This is a genomic window from Pseudoxanthobacter soli DSM 19599, assembly GCF_900148505.1.
Classification (GTDB): domain Bacteria; phylum Pseudomonadota; class Alphaproteobacteria; order Rhizobiales; family Segnochrobactraceae; genus Pseudoxanthobacter; species Pseudoxanthobacter soli.
The window spans coordinates 282,624-299,062 of record NZ_FRXO01000004.1; the positions used below are offsets into that span (position 1 = coordinate 282,624).

14 protein-coding genes and 1 riboswitch are annotated in these 16,439 nt (G+C 67.1%); of the genes, 10 read left to right on the forward strand and 4 right to left on the reverse strand.

Going from position 1 to position 16,439, the window contains the following annotated elements; all coding sequences use genetic code 11:
- Positions 1–38: 38 nt before the first annotated feature.
- Entirely contained in the window at positions 39–1,220 is a 1,182-nt protein-coding gene (locus tag BUF17_RS11510) for an AGE family epimerase/isomerase (protein WP_073628734.1), read from the reverse strand.
- A 273-nt stretch (positions 1,221–1,493) separates the two neighbouring features.
- Here BUF17_RS11510 and BUF17_RS11515 point away from each other — a divergent pair, with 273 nt between their 5' ends.
- Both BUF17_RS11515 and BUF17_RS11520 read left to right on the forward strand, forming a co-directional pair.
- The gene (locus BUF17_RS11515) at positions 1,494–2,099 is read left to right on the forward strand and encodes a DJ-1/PfpI family protein (protein WP_073628736.1); all 606 of its coding nucleotides are present in this window, start codon (positions 1,494–1,496) and stop codon (positions 2,097–2,099) included.
- Positions 2,100–2,197: 98 nt separating this feature from the next.
- Positions 2,198–2,569 carry a ribbon-helix-helix domain-containing protein gene (locus BUF17_RS11520; RefSeq protein ID WP_073628738.1) on the forward strand — a complete coding sequence of 124 codons (372 nt, stop codon included), beginning with the start codon at positions 2,198–2,200 and terminating at the stop codon, positions 2,567–2,569.
- 31 nt (positions 2,570–2,600) lie between these two features.
- Here the strand turns inward: BUF17_RS11520 and BUF17_RS11525 are convergent, their stop codons facing one another.
- Positions 2,601–3,278 (reverse strand): TerC family protein, encoded by a 678-nt coding sequence (locus BUF17_RS11525; protein WP_428977643.1) that lies wholly within the window; start codon positions 3,276–3,278, stop codon positions 2,601–2,603.
- Between the two features lie 352 nt (positions 3,279–3,630).
- Positions 3,631–3,732: riboswitch (TPP riboswitch) on the forward strand.
- A gap of 130 nt (positions 3,733–3,862) precedes the next feature.
- On the opposite strand from BUF17_RS11525, the gene thiB reads away from it, so the two are divergent.
- The 3 genes from thiB to BUF17_RS11540 are packed head-to-tail and all read left to right on the forward strand — an operon-like array spanning position 3,863 to position 7,191.
- Positions 3,863–4,897: a thiamine ABC transporter substrate binding subunit gene (gene thiB / locus BUF17_RS11530; RefSeq protein ID WP_073628740.1), complete on the forward strand. Its 1,035-nt coding sequence runs from the start codon at positions 3,863–3,865 to the stop codon at positions 4,895–4,897.
- Between the two features lie 40 nt (positions 4,898–4,937).
- A complete protein-coding gene (locus tag BUF17_RS11535) occupies positions 4,938–6,551 on the forward strand; it encodes an ABC transporter permease subunit (RefSeq protein ID WP_073628742.1) in 1,614 nt (537 codons plus the stop codon).
- Positions 6,538–7,191, forward strand: a complete 654-nt coding sequence (locus BUF17_RS11540) for a thiamine ABC transporter ATP-binding protein (RefSeq protein WP_073628744.1) — start codon at positions 6,538–6,540, stop codon at positions 7,189–7,191. The genes BUF17_RS11535 and BUF17_RS11540 overlap by 14 nt, the downstream gene beginning before the upstream one ends.
- A 4-nt stretch (positions 7,192–7,195) precedes the next feature.
- Here BUF17_RS11540 and BUF17_RS11545 read toward each other — a convergent pair whose 3' ends face one another.
- Together BUF17_RS11545 and BUF17_RS11550 are read right to left on the reverse strand one after the other, a co-directional pair.
- On the reverse strand, positions 7,196–7,645 hold the full coding sequence (locus tag BUF17_RS11545; protein ID WP_073628746.1) for a DNA polymerase III subunit chi: 450 nt from the start codon (positions 7,643–7,645) through the stop codon (positions 7,196–7,198).
- Between the two features lie 35 nt (positions 7,646–7,680).
- Entirely contained in the window at positions 7,681–9,180 is a 1,500-nt protein-coding gene (locus BUF17_RS11550) for a leucyl aminopeptidase (protein WP_073628748.1), read from the reverse strand.
- Positions 9,181–9,591: 411 nt separating this feature from the next.
- On the opposite strand from BUF17_RS11550, the gene lptF reads away from it, so the two are divergent.
- The 5 genes from lptF to rsmA all read left to right on the forward strand — a co-directional run bounded on the left by lptF (position 9,592) and on the right by rsmA (position 16,420).
- Positions 9,592–10,764, forward strand: coding sequence for an LPS export ABC transporter permease LptF (gene lptF / locus BUF17_RS11555; RefSeq protein WP_210215436.1), 1,173 nt, complete (start codon positions 9,592–9,594; stop codon positions 10,762–10,764).
- Between the two features lie 10 nt (positions 10,765–10,774).
- A complete protein-coding gene (lptG, locus tag BUF17_RS11560) occupies positions 10,775–11,866 on the forward strand; it encodes an LPS export ABC transporter permease LptG (protein WP_073628752.1) in 1,092 nt (363 codons plus the stop codon).
- Entirely contained in the window at positions 11,863–14,259 is a 2,397-nt protein-coding gene (locus BUF17_RS11565; RefSeq protein ID WP_073628754.1) for an LPS-assembly protein LptD, read from the forward strand. Before lptG ends, BUF17_RS11565 begins: the two co-directional genes overlap by 4 nt.
- Positions 14,260–14,586: 327 nt before the next feature.
- Positions 14,587–15,492, forward strand: coding sequence for a SurA N-terminal domain-containing protein (locus tag BUF17_RS11570; RefSeq protein ID WP_175563684.1), 906 nt, complete (start codon positions 14,587–14,589; stop codon positions 15,490–15,492).
- Between the two features lie 34 nt (positions 15,493–15,526).
- A complete protein-coding gene (gene rsmA, locus BUF17_RS11575) occupies positions 15,527–16,420 on the forward strand; it encodes a 16S rRNA (adenine(1518)-N(6)/adenine(1519)-N(6))-dimethyltransferase RsmA (protein WP_073628758.1) in 894 nt (297 codons plus the stop codon).
- The last annotated feature ends 19 nt before the right edge of the window (positions 16,421–16,439 follow it).

A 16,439-nucleotide genomic window follows, 5' to 3' on the forward strand; every position in this document is an offset into this window, starting at 1 on the left:
TGCATCCTTGGCTTCGTTGCCGGCCGTCCCGTCAGGGCTCAGGCCGCGTGACCCTGCGCCCTCAAGACCTCGAAGCAGTTCGAGATCGCATGATAGTCCGCCTTCACCGGCGGGCTCTTCGGCTCGTCGTAGCGCCGATTGTTCTCGTCGACGCGAAGGTACCAGCCGCCGCGCTCGCGATCGACCATGTACTCCCAAGTCCAGGACCATATCTTCTCGTACCAGTCGAGATAACGCTGTTCGCCCGTGGCCTTGTAGAGCAGATAGGCGGCCGAGAAGGATTCGGACGGCAGCCAGTGATATTTGTCGCGGTCGATCGGAACGAGATTCTCGTCGAACGTGTAATAGAAACCGCCCCGATCCTCGTCCCAGAACGGCGTGACGGCGAGGTCGAAGATCTCGGCCGCCCGCGTCTTGAAGCGGTCTTCCCCCGTGAGCCGGTAGAGCGTCAGCAGCAGCTTCGCCCATTCGGCATGATGGCCGGGCTGGAAGCCTTCCGGCCGGAAGGTATGGTCGTTGGCGCGCTTCGCGGCATCCGGGTCCACCGCCCAGTCGGACGTGAAGTGCTCGTGAATGAAGCCGCCGTGAGCCGCGGGAAACTCGATGGCGATCTTGTTGGCGATGTGGATCGCACGGTCGAGGAACGGCCGGCTTCCGGTTGCCTCATAGGCGGCGATCATCGCCTCGCACAGGTGCATGTTGGCGTTCTGGCCGCGATAGCTGTCCGGGTTCGTCCAGCCGGCATCGAAACCCTCGATGGCGAGTTGTTGCGGCCCCTCGATGAAGCGGGACTCGATCAGCGCCGCGACATCGCGCAGGCAGGCATCAGGCACGATCTTGCGGGCGGCGGTGGCATGGGCCAGCAGCACGAAGGCGTGGCCATAGGCCTTGAGCGAGGGATCGGCGACGGTATCGCACTTCGCGACCCACCCGTAGCCGCGCGAAACAGGGTCGCGAAGGACCGTTTCCAGGAAGTTCAGCCCGTGGCGCACGGCATCGCGCAGCATCTCGTCGCCGAAAAGCTCGAACCCGATCGCAGCGTTGTAGGTCATGCGCGACATGCCGACGAGATGCTTGGTCTCGCGGTCGTAGATGGTGCCGTCGATCAGGAAGGCGTTGAAGAAGCCACCCTTTTCCCGGTCGATCGCAACGGGGAAATAGAAATCGAGGCACTGGCGGATATGCGATTTCAGGAAATCCGGCGACGCGAAATCGGGCATTGCCCTGTCCCCTCCCACTCGGGTTCGCGGAACGTCGCCGGCAGCCGCATCCCCGCGAGGGAGTGGCGGCGGCGCGCTCCTGTCATCGTTCAATTCGCTTCTGGAATAGGGCCTTGCGAGGCTGCGGTCCAGTGGCAGCGCTCCCGCAACAACGGGCTAACACCCGCCCCGCCGATCTCGGATGGTATAGTCGTCACCCTAGAGAGACGCGCCCGCCGGCCTGCGTTCCAGGCGCGGCCCGAGCGAGGCGTGCCAAGAACAAGGAGACGCGAGATGGCTGCCAAGCGCATTCTGATGATCGTCGGCGATTTCACCGAAGACTATGAGACCATGGTGCCGTTCCAGGCGTTGCTCGCCGTCGGCCACAAGGTCGATGCCGTCTGCCCGGGCAAGAAGAAGGGCGACTGGGTCGCGACCGCCATCCACGATTTCGAAGGCCAGCAGACCTATAGCGAGAAGCCCGGTCACCGCTTCACGCTGAACGCAACGTTTTCCGACATCACGCTCGAGGACTACGACGCGCTTGTCATCCCGGGCGGGCGGGCACCGGAATATCTCCGCCTCGACGCCGGGGTGATCGCCGCGGTGCGCCATTTCTTCGACGCAGGCAAGCCCGTCGCCGCCATCTGCCATGGCCCGCAACTGCTCGCTGCGGCGAAGGTGCTGGAAGGTCGCACCTGCTCGGCCTACCCGGCCTGCCGCCCGGAAGTGGAACTCGCCGGCGGCACCTATGCCGATATCGCCATCGACGGCGCGGTGACGGACGGCAATCTCGTCACGGCTCCTGCGTGGCCGGCGCATCCGGCGTGGATCGGCCAGTTCCTCACCGTTCTCGGCACGCACATCGAGCACGCCGACAAGGTGCTCGCCGCCGCCTGACAAACGCCGCATCCGCCCGCCGGACAGGAACGGCGGGCGGACCGGCCCGCGGCGTGCTATCATCGCCCGAAAAGCAAGAGCCGGGAGGATGGAACGCCATGTGCCGTCTGTTCGTCGGAGCCGATCCAGCTCTGTGGCGCAATCGCACGCGCTCGATACGCCTCAGCGGCGTTTCCACAAGCATTCGCCTTGAGGACTTCTACTGGACGACGCTGGAAGAGATCGCCCGTCGCGACGGGCTGTCGCTCGGACAGCTCGTCTCCCGGCTCTATGACGAGCTGGCGAGCGAGGGCGAGATCGAGAACTTTGCCTCGTTCCTGCGGGTGTGCTGTGGACGCTATCTCGCGCTGCAACTCGCCGGAGAGGTGCCCTCGAACCGCGCAGTACCCATCCGCAGCCTCGATGCGGAACGTATCCTCGCCCGGGAGAACGCCGCCCGCGCGCTCGTGAGCGAGCGGGAAAGCGCCTGATGCGCGTCCCCTCGCGGCCGGCGATGAGCCCTCAGGTCACCGCAGGCAGATGCTGGAGAACCTCGAGCGAGCCTTCGTAAATCATCTTGAGCGCGATGTAGAGGACGATGGCGAGGCCGACATAGGAAATCCAGCGGAAGCGGGACAGCATCGAGGCGATCAGCGAAGCCGCGAGCCCCATCAGCGCCACAGACAGCGCAAGGCCGATGATCAGCACGCCCGGATGCTCGCGAGCGGCCCCGGCGACGGCGAGCACGTTGTCGAGCGACATCGAAACGTCGGCGACGATGATCTGCGTCACGGCCTGGCCGAAGGTCTTCCGGGGCTTCCCGCCCTCCTTGCCCTTGCCGGCGAAGACGACCGTCTCCTCCGCCTCCGCGTCGTCGGCGATCGCGGCCTTTTCCGCCTCGTGGTCGGCGCGGATCTCGCGCCACATCTTCCAGCACACCCAGAGCAGCAGAATGCCGCCCGCCAGCAGCAGGCCGATGACGGCAAGCAGGTGCACGGCGATGGAGGCGAACACGATGCGCAGAGCCGTCGCGGCAAGAATGCCGACCAGGATGACCTTGAGGCGCTGCTCGCGTGGCAACCCCGCTGCGGCGAGGCCGACGACGACGGCATTGTCGCCCGCAAGCACCACGTCGATCAGCAGCACCTGCACCAGAGCGGTCAAAGCCGCAGGCTCGAACAATCCGGTGAAGATTTCCACGGGGGTACGTCTCTCGCTTTCGGGAGTGAACGAGGCAGGCGGGGTCGGGAGAACGTCAGATGGCGACTTCCGGACAGAACGCCCCGGAAATGCTGAATGTTCCGGGCTTAAACCCGTCCCGTCATGATTGCAAGGCGGTGGGGTTCCCTCCTTTTCCATACGAACGGCGCGATACGGCGAGATGACGACATGCCCGCTGACCGTAGGGCCGTATGGAACGAGAGGGCGCTTCGGGCCGCCGGCCTCTCTTCACCAGCCGATGCCGGGCGGCGGCGAACGCAGCCCGGTGTCGCGCCCACCTTCCGTCCGCACCAAACCGATTGCATCCGCGCCGGGCGGTGGCTAACGTCGACCTTGTCTCGCGGGGTGCCCGAATGGGCTGAGAGGCGTGCAAGCCAACCCGTCGAACCTGATCCGGATCGTACCGGCGGAGGGATCGAGATGACGGCGTTGACACGCCCATCCCCTCATCGCGCCAACTGTCGCCTCGGCCGAACGACCAATCGTCGTGACGCCGTGCCGACGGATTGGCCGATGCGCCGAACGAGCCAGATTTGCCCGTTTTGCCAGCAGGATGAACGTCTATGCTCACACGCCGCTTCATCAGCGCCGCTCTTGCGGGCTCTCTCGCCCTCGGCGCCTTCGCCTCCGCCCTGCCTCTCGCGAGCGAGGCCGCCGCAGCGGAGAAGCCGACGCTCACGGTCTACACCTACGACAGCTTCGCCGCCGAATGGGGGCCGGGGCCGATCGTGAAGAAGCGTTTCGAGGAAACCTGCGGCTGCACCCTTGAATGGGTGGCGATCGAGGATGCGGGCGCGATGCTGACGCGCCTCAAGCTCGAAGGCGCTTCGACGAAGGCCGACGTCGTGCTCGGCCTCGATACCAACATGGCCGACGAAGCCCGCAAGACCGGGCTGTTCGCCCCGTCTGGCCTCGCCGTTTCCGGCCTCGACCTTCCGGTGCCCTGGACGGACGACACGTTCGTTCCGTTCGACTGGGGCTGGTTCGCGTTCGTCTACGATTCCGAAAAGCTGAAAAATCCGCCCAAGAGTTTCGCTGATCTCACCGCGCCGAACGCTCCGTCGCTCGTGATCGAGGACCCGCGCACGTCTTCGCCGGGCCTCGGGCTGCTGCTGTGGGTCCGGGCGATCTACGGCGACAAGGCCGACGACGTCTGGAAGCAGCTGAAGCCGAAGATCGTCACCGTCACCAAGGGCTGGTCGGAAGCCTACGGCCTGTTCCTGAAGGGCGAGGCCGACATGGTGCTGAGCTATCAGACCTCTCCGGCCTACCACATCTCCGCGGACAAGACCGACAAATACAAAGCCGCGATCTTCCCCGAAGGCCACGTGCTGCAGGTCGAGACCGCAGCCGTCGTCGCAAGCTCCCGTCAGCCGGATCTGGCGAAGTCCTTCCTCGCCTTCATGCTGACGCCTGCCTTCCAGTCCGCCATTCCGGAAACCAACTGGATGTATCCGGCGAAACTTCAAGAAGGCGGGTTGCCGGCCTCCTTCAAGGACCTGCCGAAGCCGACCAAGAGCTTCCTGCCCGACCCCGCCGAGGTGGCGGCGAAGCGGCGCACTTGGCTCGACGGCTGGCTGACGGCGATGGGTCAGTGAACGCGGCGCTCTGCCCATTTCCGGCCCGTCCGGTCGCCCCATGACAGCCCGTGCCGTCCGAATCCGCGGCGCCGGCGTGATGCTGCTGCCCGGTATCGCGGCGCTGGCCGTCGTGATCGGCATCATGGCGTCGGCGATCGTCGGCCTCATCTCAGCGGCCGGGGGCGACCTGCCGTCGCTGCCGTGGGGCTATGTCAGCGACATCGTCCGCTTCACGCTGATGCAGGCGACGCTTTCAACGGTGCTGTCGCTTGCGCTCGGCGCGGCGCTGGCGCTGGCTCTCGCCCGGCGCAGCCGGTTTCCGGGCCGGCGGGTTCTGCTGGCGATCCTGAACCTCGCGGTCGTGCTGCCGCCGGTGGTGGTGGTGTTCGGCGTCGTCGCGGTGTTCGGCCGCGCCGGCTGGCTCGGCGCGATTCTCGGCGCGCTCGGCTGGCAGCCGGGAAGCTGGCTCTACGGCCTTCCGGGCATCCTGATCGGCCATGTGTTCTTCAACGCGCCGCTGGCGGCCCGGGTGTTCCTCGCCGCCATCGAAGCCGTTCCGGCCGAGCACTGGCGCCTCGCGACCCACCTCGGCATGTCGCCGCTCGCCATGTTCCGGCTGATCGACCGGCCGGTGCTGATGCGGGAGACGCCTTCGCTTGCCGCCCTGATCTTCCTGCTCTGCTTCACGAGCTTCGCCCTGGTGCTGGCGCTCGGCGGCGGGCCGGGCGCCGCGACCCTCGAAGTCGCGATCTATGAAGCCCTGAGGTTCGATGCCGATTTCCCGCGCGCCGCCGCGCTGGCCGGTGTCCAGATCGCCGTCTGCCTCGCGCTCGTCGCTCCGGTGTTCAGGATGGAACGCCGCCTGCCTGAAATCGTGACGTCCGGCTGGCATGAGTCGCGCGGCGATACCGGATCCCGCGCGCTCGCGCTGCTCGATGCGGTGGTGCTTGTCATCGTTGGCGGGCTCGTCCTGCTCCCGATCGCGGCGGTCGTCGTTTCAGGTATCCCCGCGCTCGGCACTCTCGCCGCGCCGTCCACGCTCTCCGCGCTGGCGACGAGCTTCGCCATCGCCTTGCCGGCGGCCCTGCTCTCGGTTTCGCTCGCGCTCGGCCTCGCCACGCTCGCGCGCCGCTTGCGCCTCGCCGCCGGACGAAGCCGGCTCGCCGCGCTGGTCGACTCGGCCGGCATCGCCATCCTGCTGATGCCGCCATTCACGCTCGCCGCGGGACTGTTCGTGGTGGCGAGGCGCTTTGCGGACCCGTTCGCGCTCGGGATCCCGATGATCGTGCTCGTCAACGCGCTGATGGCCCTGCCCTTCGCCATGCGCCTGATCGAGCCGCCGCTGACGGTCGCCGCCGAGCGCTACGGGCGCCTCGCCGACAGCCTCGGAATCAGCGGATGGAACCGCCTGCGTCTGGTGGACGGTCCGCTGGTTGCCCGGCCGATGGCGATGGCGTTCGCGACCGCCGCGGTGTTGTCGCTCGGCGATCTCGGGGTCGCCGCGTTCTTCGGCGCCGGGGGGATCGTCACGCTGCCGCTGCTGATTTACCAGCGCCTCGGGGCCTACCGCATGGACGAGGCCGCGTCGGTCGCGCTGCTGCTCGCGGCCGTCGCGTTCCTCCTGTTCCTGGCCGCGCTGCTTTCGACGGAGACCCGCAATGCTCGAGATTGAGGCCCTTTCCGTCGATTTCGGCCCCCGGAGCGCCTTTTCCACCCATTACGACCTGACGGTGCCGCCGGGGGCACTGTGCGCCGTCGTCGGACCATCCGGCGGGGGCAAGACGACGCTGCTCCACGCCATTGCCGGCTTTGGACGTGTCATCTCCGGCGCGGTCCGTTTCGACGGGCGCGACATCACCGGCCTGCCGCCGGCCGCCCGTCCGCTCTCGATCCTGTTTCAGGAGCACAACCTGTTCCCGCATCTCGATGCCGCAGCCAATGTCGGGCTCGGCATCGATCCGGGGCTGAAGCTCGGCGCGGCCGACGGGGAGCGGATTTCGCGGGCGCTCGCCGAGGTCGATCTCGCCGGGTTCGAGCGCCGCAAGCCCGGCGAACTCTCCGGCGGTCAGCGGCAGCGCGTCGCGCTCGCCCGGGCGCTCGTCCGCGACAAGCCGCTGATGCTTCTTGATGAACCGTTCGGCGCTCTCGACCCCGAGTTGCGCGCCGATATGATCGCTTTGGTCGATCATTTGCGCGCTCATAAGCGCCTTACGGTGCTCATGTCGATCCATACACCGGGAGACGTCGCCGGCATCGCCGATCTCGTCGCGACCGTGCGGGACGGTCGCGTCGCCATCGCCGCTTCGGCGTGACCGTCTACGCCTTTCGCTCCCAACGGCCGGCCGGAGATTGCTGCCAGTAGGTCAGGTCATGACCTTCCGCCTTGACCGCCCTCCACTGGTCGCGCGCCTCCTTGAGAGCATCGGGATCGTTGCCGTCGAAAAGGAACACGACCCGCTGGTAGGGAGCGATGTCGCCCGGAGCCGCCCGGTCTACGAGGAAGCGGACGGTCGCGCCGTTGGGGTTGTCGTCCTCCGCCGTGAGGAAGACCGGCTGGTCTTCCCCCGGTCCGTCCGCCGAGGTGCCATGAGGCAGGAACGAATCGTCCCGGTAGGTCCATAGAAGCGAATCGAGCGCGTCGCGACGCTCCCTGGAGCCGGCCTGCACGACGACGCGCCACGACCGCTCCAGGCACTTCTCGACGAGGGTGGGCAGCACCGCCTCGAGGCCCTGTCGCTCCAGATGATAGAATAGCACTTCCGTCATGCTCGACCCCTCGCCTCAGCCGACCGCCGGCGCGTCTACTTCGTTTCGTAGACGTCGGCGACGAGCCGGTCGAGCAGGCGAACGCCCCAGCCGGAACTCCACGAGCGGTTGATCTCGGTCGCGGGCGAGCCGAGCGCGGTGCCGGCGATGTCGAGATGGACCCAGGGCGTGTTGCCGACGAATCGCTTCAGGAACTGGGCGGCGGTGATGGAGCCGCCATAACGGCCGCCGGTGTTCTTGATGTCGGCGAACTTCGATTCGATCATCTTGTCGTAGTCGGCGCCGAGCGGCATCCGCCAGACCCGTTCGCCTGTCTCCGCCCCGGCCTTCGCGAGCGCGTCCGCAAGGGCGTCGTCGGTCGCGAACAGGCCGGCGTGATGGCTGCCGAGCGCGACCATGATCGCTCCGGTCAGGGTGGCGAGGTCGATGGCGAACTTCGGCTTGAAGCGCTCGATGGCGTAATGCAGCGCATCGGCGAGCACGAGCCGGCCTTCCGCGTCGGTGTTGATCACCTCGATGGTGGTGCCGGACCGCGCGGTGACGATATCGCCCGGCCGCTGGGCGTTGCCGTCCGGCATGTTCTCAACGAGGCCGAGCACGCCGACGGCGTTCACCTTCGCCTTGCGGCCGGCAAGCGCGGCCATCAGGCCGGTCACGGCCGCCGCGCCGCCCATGTCGCCCTTCATGTCCTCCATGCTGGCCGCCGGCTTGATGGAGATGCCGCCCGAATCGAACACGACGCCCTTGCCGACGAACAGCAGGGGCGCCTCTCCGAGCGGGCCGCCTTCCCATTTCAGGATCACGAGACGCGGCGGCCGCCGCGAGCCCTGTGCGACGCCCAGCAGCGCCGCCATGCGCTCCTGCCGCATTTCCGTCTCGCCGAGAACCTCCACCGAAAGGCCGAGGGCCGTGAGGGCTGCGGCGCGCGAGGCGAATTCCTCCGTGCCGAGCACGTTTGCCGGCTCGTTGACGAGATCGCGCGCGAGCACGACGCCATCGGCGACCGGCTTGCGCACCGACCATGCGGCCTCGGCGGCCGCGGCATCCGCCGCCGCGAGGACGACGGAGCGCTCCAGCGGCGCCGCATCCTCGGCCCGGCGCGACTTGTAGCGATCGAACGTGTAGGCCCGCAGCAGCACTCCGAAGGCGATGTCGGCCGCCTGCGCGGCAGAGACCGCCGTCCCGCCCGCCGTGTCCGCCAGGACGGTCACGTCCGTCGCCTTCGTCTCTCCCACCTTGCCCATGACGGTGCCGCCGAGGCGCAGCCAGTCGAGTTCGGGGGCATCGCTGGCGCCGATCGACACGACAAGGACGCGGTCGACCGACAGTCCGGCCGGCGCAAGAACATCGAGCGCCGCAAAACGCGTGGGCTTGAAATGTGCGGCCGCCAGCGCCTTTCCGAGGGCGCCGCCCGAAACCCGGTCGAGTTCCGCCGCAATGCCGCCGAACGTACCGCTATCGTCCGTGAACACCACCGCGGTTCCCTTCGCGGGCAGGGACGGCGTGGCAAAGGCAATGGTCGGCAGAGGCGCCATGATCGATCTTCCTTCGGAATTTTCTGGCAGGCGGAAGGGGCTGGGATGCCATCCGCCAGTCGGGTGGGCCACGGGAAACATGGGCCTTTGCCGGGCAGACGGCAAGCACCGAGCCATGCGCCCGAGCGAGCCGACGGCCGCGTCCCGGCACCACCTCCCCGGCCTGCCGCCTCGCCGGCCGCCGCGACCACGTGCCGCCCACAGCGATCGCACCGCACCTTATTTTTAACCAAGGACAGCTTATTTTCATCGGGCGTTCATTCCTTGTGCGGTTCCATGCCCGGGAAAATGCAGGGTCATCGGTTGCCTGCGCGCAGGCAGTTCGCATACTGAACGGAGCATCGACGGGGTAGACGGAGGCCGGGCCGGCGGGCGGCCCTTATCAGTAGGCGAGCGTACGAGCGTATGGGATTGATCGGTCGATATATTTTCCGGCGGGCAGCGGGGGCTTTCATAGCCGCGCTCGCCGTGCTGGCGAGCGTCGTCTGGGTGACCCAGGCGCTTCGCCAGCTCGATCTGATCACCGCCAAGGGCCAGGCCATCGGCGTTTTCCTCGAAATCACCCTGCTCGCCGTCCCTTTCCTGGTTCTGCTGATTGCGCCGTTCGCCATCGTCATCGCGGTCGTCGTCGTGCTGTCCAATCTCAGTGCGGATAGCGAACTTATTGCGATGCACGCGGCCGGCACGTCGCGCTGGCTGGTGCTGAAGCCGATCCTCATGCTCGGCATCGCCGTCGGTCTGTTCGCCGCGTTTCTCTCGATGTGGGCGGCGCCGCTCGGCCTTCAGTTCGTCCGCCTCGCGCTCAACGACGTGCAGGTCGATGTCGTCGCCTCGATCATCAAGCCCGGCCGCTTCATCGAGATGGAGCCGGGGCTGACCTTCCACATCCGCGACCGCACCGGTGGCGGCGTGATCAAGGGTCTCGTGCTGTCCGACGAGCGCGATCCCGACAAGGCGATGACCTATATCGCCAAGGACGGCGAGATCGTCAGCGCCCTGAACCGTACCCTCCTGGTGATGAAGGACGGCACGATCCAGCGCCGGACCGCGGACGGCGCCCTGTCCATCGTCCGCTTCGACACTTACGCTTTCGACCTGTCGTCCATGACGCCGGTTGCGGCGGCACCGGTCTTCCGCCCGAGCGAGCGCTCGACGTTCGATCTTGCGACCAGCACGGCGGGCAAGGACGAGGACTCGGAGAACTTCGGACGGCTACGCTCGGAACTGAACGACCGGCTGAGCCAGCCGCTCTATCCCCTCGCCTTCGCGCTCGTGGTTTTCGTGTTCCTCGGGGAGCCGCGGACGACGCGCCAGGGCCGTTCGTTCGCCGTGCTCGGGGCCATCGTTGTGGTCGGCCTCGTGCGGCTCGCCGGTTTCGGGGCGACGACGCTCGCGATTCGATCGCCCGTAGGCGTGTTCTTCATGTACGGCGTGCCGCTCGGCACCATCGGGCTCGCGCTCGCGCTGCTTCTGTCCGACGCGCAGCTGCAACTGCCCGCCCCCATCGCCCGCGGTTGCGACCGCATCGCCGCCACGTTCGGCCGGATCGCCGAGCGGCTGGTCGGCTCGCCCCGCGAAGCATGAGGACGGGGCGATGATCGGGCGGACACTCTTCTTCTATCTCTCCAAGCGGTTCAGCCGCTGGATCCTCGGCATCTTCCTGATCGGCGCGGTTCTGGTCTTCATCGTCGACTTCTTCGAGCTGATGCGCCGCATCGGCGACGAGGAGGGCTTCAGCGTCGCCCAGGCGGCGTTGCTTTCGGTGATGCGGACGCCATCGCTCACCGAGCGCATCCTGCCCTTCGCCACCCTGTTCGGCTCGATGGCGGCCTTCGTCGGCCTCACCCGGCGCTCAGAGCTGGTTGTCATCCGGGCAGCCGGCGTCTCGATCTGGCAGTTCATGCTGCCTCCGATCATCGTGACGCTGATCATCGGCTGCCTCGCGACGACGGTCTACAATCCGATTTCTGCTTGGCTCAAGGACCGGGCCGACCTGCTGAGCGTCGAGTTGTTCGGCCGTGAACAGCTCATCATGCTGCAGACGACGCAGCAGGTCTGGGTCCGCCAGCGCAGCGACCAGGGCGAGTCGGTGCTCCACGCCCGCCGCGTGGCGAATCAGGGGCACACGATCAACGGCGTCACCATCTTCGCCTTCGATCGTAGCGGCGAGTTCAAGGAGCGTATCGAGGCCGACAGTGGAACGCTGGAACCCGGCTACTGGAACCTGCACGGCGTCACCTCCAGCATCCCTGACAGTGCGCCGACCCATGTGGCGAGCCTCGAGTTTCCGACGCGCATCAAGGCCGAGGAGATCATGGATCAGATCGCCCAGCCGGATGCCGTGTCTTTCTGGCAACTCCGCGAGCTGATCGACAGGGCCGAGCGGGCCGGCGTGGCGGCCTATCCCTATCGTCTTCAGCTTCAGACGCTGATTTCTTTGCCGGTTTTCCTAGCCTCCATGGTGCTGATCGCCGCAACCGTTTCGTTAAGGGTATCTCGCTTCGGCGGAACCGGACGGCTGGTGGCAAGTGGCGTGGCGGCGGGGTTCGTGCTTTATGTAGCCACTGAAATGGCTCGTGATCTCGGAAACGTCGGTATCGTTGCCCCCGCGATTGCGGCCTGGGCGCCGGGAATCGTCGCCACCCTCCTGGGTGTCACGGTTCTCTTGCACAAGGAGGATGGATGACCCGCCCGCGGCCGAACCCGGTTACGGACGGCGGTAGGCTATTGCGGAGCGCCCTCAAAGGCGCGACGGCGTTGCTGCTCGTCCTCTTTGCAACGGAACCGGCGTGGGCCCAGTTCAACCTGGTTGCCCCCGGCGATACTGCGCAACAAGCGGATCCGAACTCCCGCATCCTTCTCGAGGCCGACCAGGCCGACTACAACAACAAGACCGGAGACGTCTCCGCGTCCGGCAATGTCGAGGTCTATTACGAGGGCAATACGCTTTATGCCCAGCATGTTCAGGTCAACCAGAAGGCCGACCGGATGCAGGCCGAGGGCGGCGTGCGCCTGACCGAGACCGACGGCAACGTGGTGACCGCCAAGACCCTGACCGGCACGACCGACCTCAAGGACGGCGTGATGACGGCCGTGCGCGCGGATACGTCCCAGCGCACCCGCATCGCCGCCGAACAGGCGACCCGGACCGGCGGCGAGACGACGGTGTTCAAGAAGGCGATCTACACCGCCTGCCAGACGTGTGCCGACGATCCGAAATCCGCCCCGGTGTGGCAGATCTCGGCGCAGACGATCACGCACGACAAGAATGCGCAGATGCTCTACTACCGCGACGCGACCCTCGATATCTGGGGCGTGCCGGTGCTCTATTCGCCGTATCTGTCGCAGCCCGACCCGACCGTGCGCCGCAAGACCGGCTTCCTGCTGCCGACGCTCGTGAACGGCTCGAATATCGGCACGGGCGCGCGCATTCCCTATTTCTGGGCGCTTGCGCCGAACTACGACCTGACCGTCGCCCTGACGCCGCTGACGACGCAGGGCCTGCTGGGCGACGTCGAATGGCGCCAGCGCAGCCTCGACGGCGAATACAACATCTACGCCTCCGGCATCTTCCAGAAGGATCCCTCGGCGTTCGACGGCACCTCGGGCAACGGCGACGCCCGCGGCATGATTTCGTCGAACGGCAAGTACTGGATCAACCCGCAGTGGAACTGGGGCTGGAATCTCGGCTGGTCGTCCGATCCCACCTATGTGGCCGATTACGGTCAGCCAGTCACCAGCACCGTCAGCGGCACGGAAATCCTGAACCAGCTCTTCCTGCAGGGCGTGGGTGACAGGAACTACTTCGATCTCCGCGGATACGCCTTCCGCGTTCTCCAGCAGAACATGGATCTGGCGACGATCGATCCGCCGGAGCCGTTCACGCCCTACGGCACCTACCAGCAGGAAAAGCAATCCATCGTCCACCCGGTGATGGATTATAACGGCGTGTTCAACGACTCCGTCGCCGGCGGCGAGCTATCGTGGAAGTCCAACCTGACGTCGCTCAACCGCGACATGACGGACGCGTTCACGGTGGCGCAGGGCGACGATCTCGTCACCCGGTTCCGCGGCGTTTCGGGCACGTTCTCGCGATACACCGCCTACCTTCAGTGGCGCCGCCAGTTCACCGATTCCCTCGGCCAGATCTACACGCCGTTCACCTATCTCCAGGCGGACGTCTATTCGCTGCAGGATGTCGATCCGGCCGTCACCCAGCTCGCGAACAATTCGGTCGCCGCCCGCGCGATGCCGGCGATCGGCTTCGAATATCGCTATCCCTGGCTGATCGCGGCCTCGTTCGGCAATCAGGTCATTGAGCCGGTCGGCCAGATCATCGCGCGCCCGAACGAGCAATATATCGGCAAGCTGCCGAACGAAGACGCCCAGAGCATCGTGTTCGACGATACGACGCTGTTCGAGTGGGACAAGTTCTCCGGCTTCGACCGTGTGGAAGGCGGCACCCGTGCGAACGTGGGCCTGCAATACACCCTGCAGACCAACGGCTACGGCGCGCTGACCGGCATGTTCGGCCGCTCGTTCCTGCTCGCCGGCGAGAACTCGTTCGCGATTCCGGACATTCTCGATTCGACCGACGATTCGGGCCTCGAAACCAACGCGTCGGACTATGTCGCGCGGCTGGCGTTCGATACGCAGCAGGGCATGCGTTTCGGCGGCCGCATCCGCCTCGACAACGAGAACTTCTCGATGAACCGCGCCGAAGTCGCGGCGAGCGGCACGTCCGGGCCCCTGACGACCCAGGTGACCTACGCGTTCCTCGGCCGCCAGCCGGGTCTCGGCATCGACGACGACCGGGAGGAAATTCACACCTCCGCGAGCCTGCGGATCATCGACGAGTGGCGGACGTTCGGCTCGATCCGGTACGACATTCTCGGACGTGACGTGGTGGCTGACGGTTTCGGGATCGCCTATGACGGCGAGAGCCTGAGCCTGTCGCTGTCGCTGATGGAGGATCGCTCCGGCGCCAGCGGTATGCCGGTCGATCGCACGGCCTATCTTCGGGTGGGCTTCCGCACGCTCGGCGATCTGTCCTATTCGAGTTCCGTCGGCGGGGAGTGAGCGGGTTCCGGATCGTGAGCCGGCTGTCCCGCCTGAGCGCGGGATGGCCGGACAATCGTGGGAATCGAAGGCCTGTCACGGCGCATGCCTAGGCCTGCCTTGCTTTTGCCACAGCCCTCCGCTGGTGTTCGGCAGGTTTGATGGCAGGATTCACCGGGCAACCTTTCGGACGGCCGAGCGGCCGGAGGGATCAAGCCCGACTTCGGGAGGATCGAGCCCTTCCTCCGCCCGGGATCGCCGTCGATCCCGTCCGGAAGGGCTTCGGATCGCAGACGAGACGATATGACAGGAGCACGATCCGTGACCGCAAGGAGAGTGGCGTATGCCTTGGCTTGCGCCCTGGCGTTCGGGGTCGCGGCAAATGCTGCGCCGGCTGCGGCCCAGACCACCATCAAGGTGGTCGTCAACGACCTGCCGATCACCAGCTACGACATCAGCCAGCGCGCCGCCCTGCTGAAGCTGACGGCGCGGCCGCCGAACCCGGTCCAGCTCGCGACCCAGGAACTGATCCAGGAGCGCCTGCAGATGCAGGAGGCGCGCCGGCTGAGGATCAACGTCTCCGACCGCGAGGTCGACCAGGCGTTCGCCTCCATCGCCCAGCGCGTGAAGCTCACCCCGGCCCAGCTCGGGCAGGTGCTGTCCCAGGCCGGCAGCAGCGCGGCAGAGCTGAAGTCGCGGCTGCGCGCGCAGATTGCGTGGTCCCAGGTCGTGCGCATGAAGTTCCGCGGCTCCGGCGGCGTTTCCGATCAGGACGTGATCGCCGCGCTCGGCGCCAAGGGCCAGGAAAAGGACGCCAACGCCCACAAGACCGTGGAATACGACCTCAGCCAGGTCGTGTTCGTGGTGCCGGCGAACGCGAGCGCCGGCCAGAAGGCGGCGCGGCAGCGCGAGGCCGAGCAGCTTCGGCAGCGCTTCAGCTCCTGCGAGCAGGGGCTTGCCTTCGCAAAGGGCCTTTCGGCCGTGGTCGTGAAGCCGCTCGGCAAGAAGCTGCAGTCCGACATGCCGGCGCAGATGACCCAGGTTCTCGACGGCATCGGCGTCGGCAAGCTCGGCCCGGCCCAGCCGGGTCCGTCCGGGATCGAGATGATCGCCGTGTGTAGCCGGCGCGAGATCGACAGCGACGCCGCCGCGCGGGCCTCGATCAAGACCGAACTGACCAACGAGCAGGGCAATATCGCCGCCCGGCGCTATCTGCGCGATCTCGAGCGGAACGCCGTCATCGAGTACCGCTGATGACGGCGACCATCGCCGTCGGAGCGGCCTGATCGTGGCTGCCATCGACGACCTTCCGCCGCTTCGCGACGTGATCGCCACCCATGGGCTGGCGGCGCGCAAGTCGCTCGGCCAGAACTTCCTGCTCGACCTCAACCTGACGGCGCGCGTCGCGCGCGGCGCGGGCGATCTGTCGGCCGCGACCGTCGTCGAGGTCGGCCCGGGGCCGGGCGGCCTGACGCGCGCCCTGCTCGCACTGGGCGCGCGCCATGTCGTCGCCATCGAGCGCGACGAGCGCTGCCTGCCGGCCCTCGCGGAGATCGCCGCGCGTTATCCAGGCCGGCTCACCGTCGTTTCGGGGGATGCCCTCGCCTGCAACATCCCGGCCCTCGTCGCCGCGGCCCCGGGATACCGGGAGGGCGACAATGTGCAGGTTGTCGCCAACCTTCCCTACAATGTCGGCACCGCGCTGCTCGTGCAGTGGCTGGAGACCGAGCCATGGCCGCCCTGGTGGCACGGACTGACGCTGATGTTCCAGCGCGAGGTCGCCGAGCGGATCGTCGCCGGACCGGACGACGACGCCTATGGCCGGCTCGGCGTGCTCGCCGGGTGGCGCACGGAAGCCTCCATCCTGTTCGACGTGGCGGCGAGCGCCTTCACGCCGCCGCCGAAGGTGACCTCGTCGGTGGTGCACCTCGAACCGAGGGCCGAGCCGCTCGCCTGCGACGGCCGCCTGCTGAGCCGGGTGACCGCCGCGGCGTTCGGCCAGCGGCGCAAGATGCTGCGGGCCAGCCTGCGCAGCCTCGGCGTCGAGACCGAGCCGCTTCTGGAAGAGGCCGGCCTGCCGCCGACAGAGCGGGCGGAGAACATTCCCGTCGCGGGGTTCGTCGCGCTCGCGCGTGCTCTCGCCCACCGGCTCCCGGCGGGCAAGGCCGTCCCGGTGGACTGAGCGGCGCTTCTGGCGGACG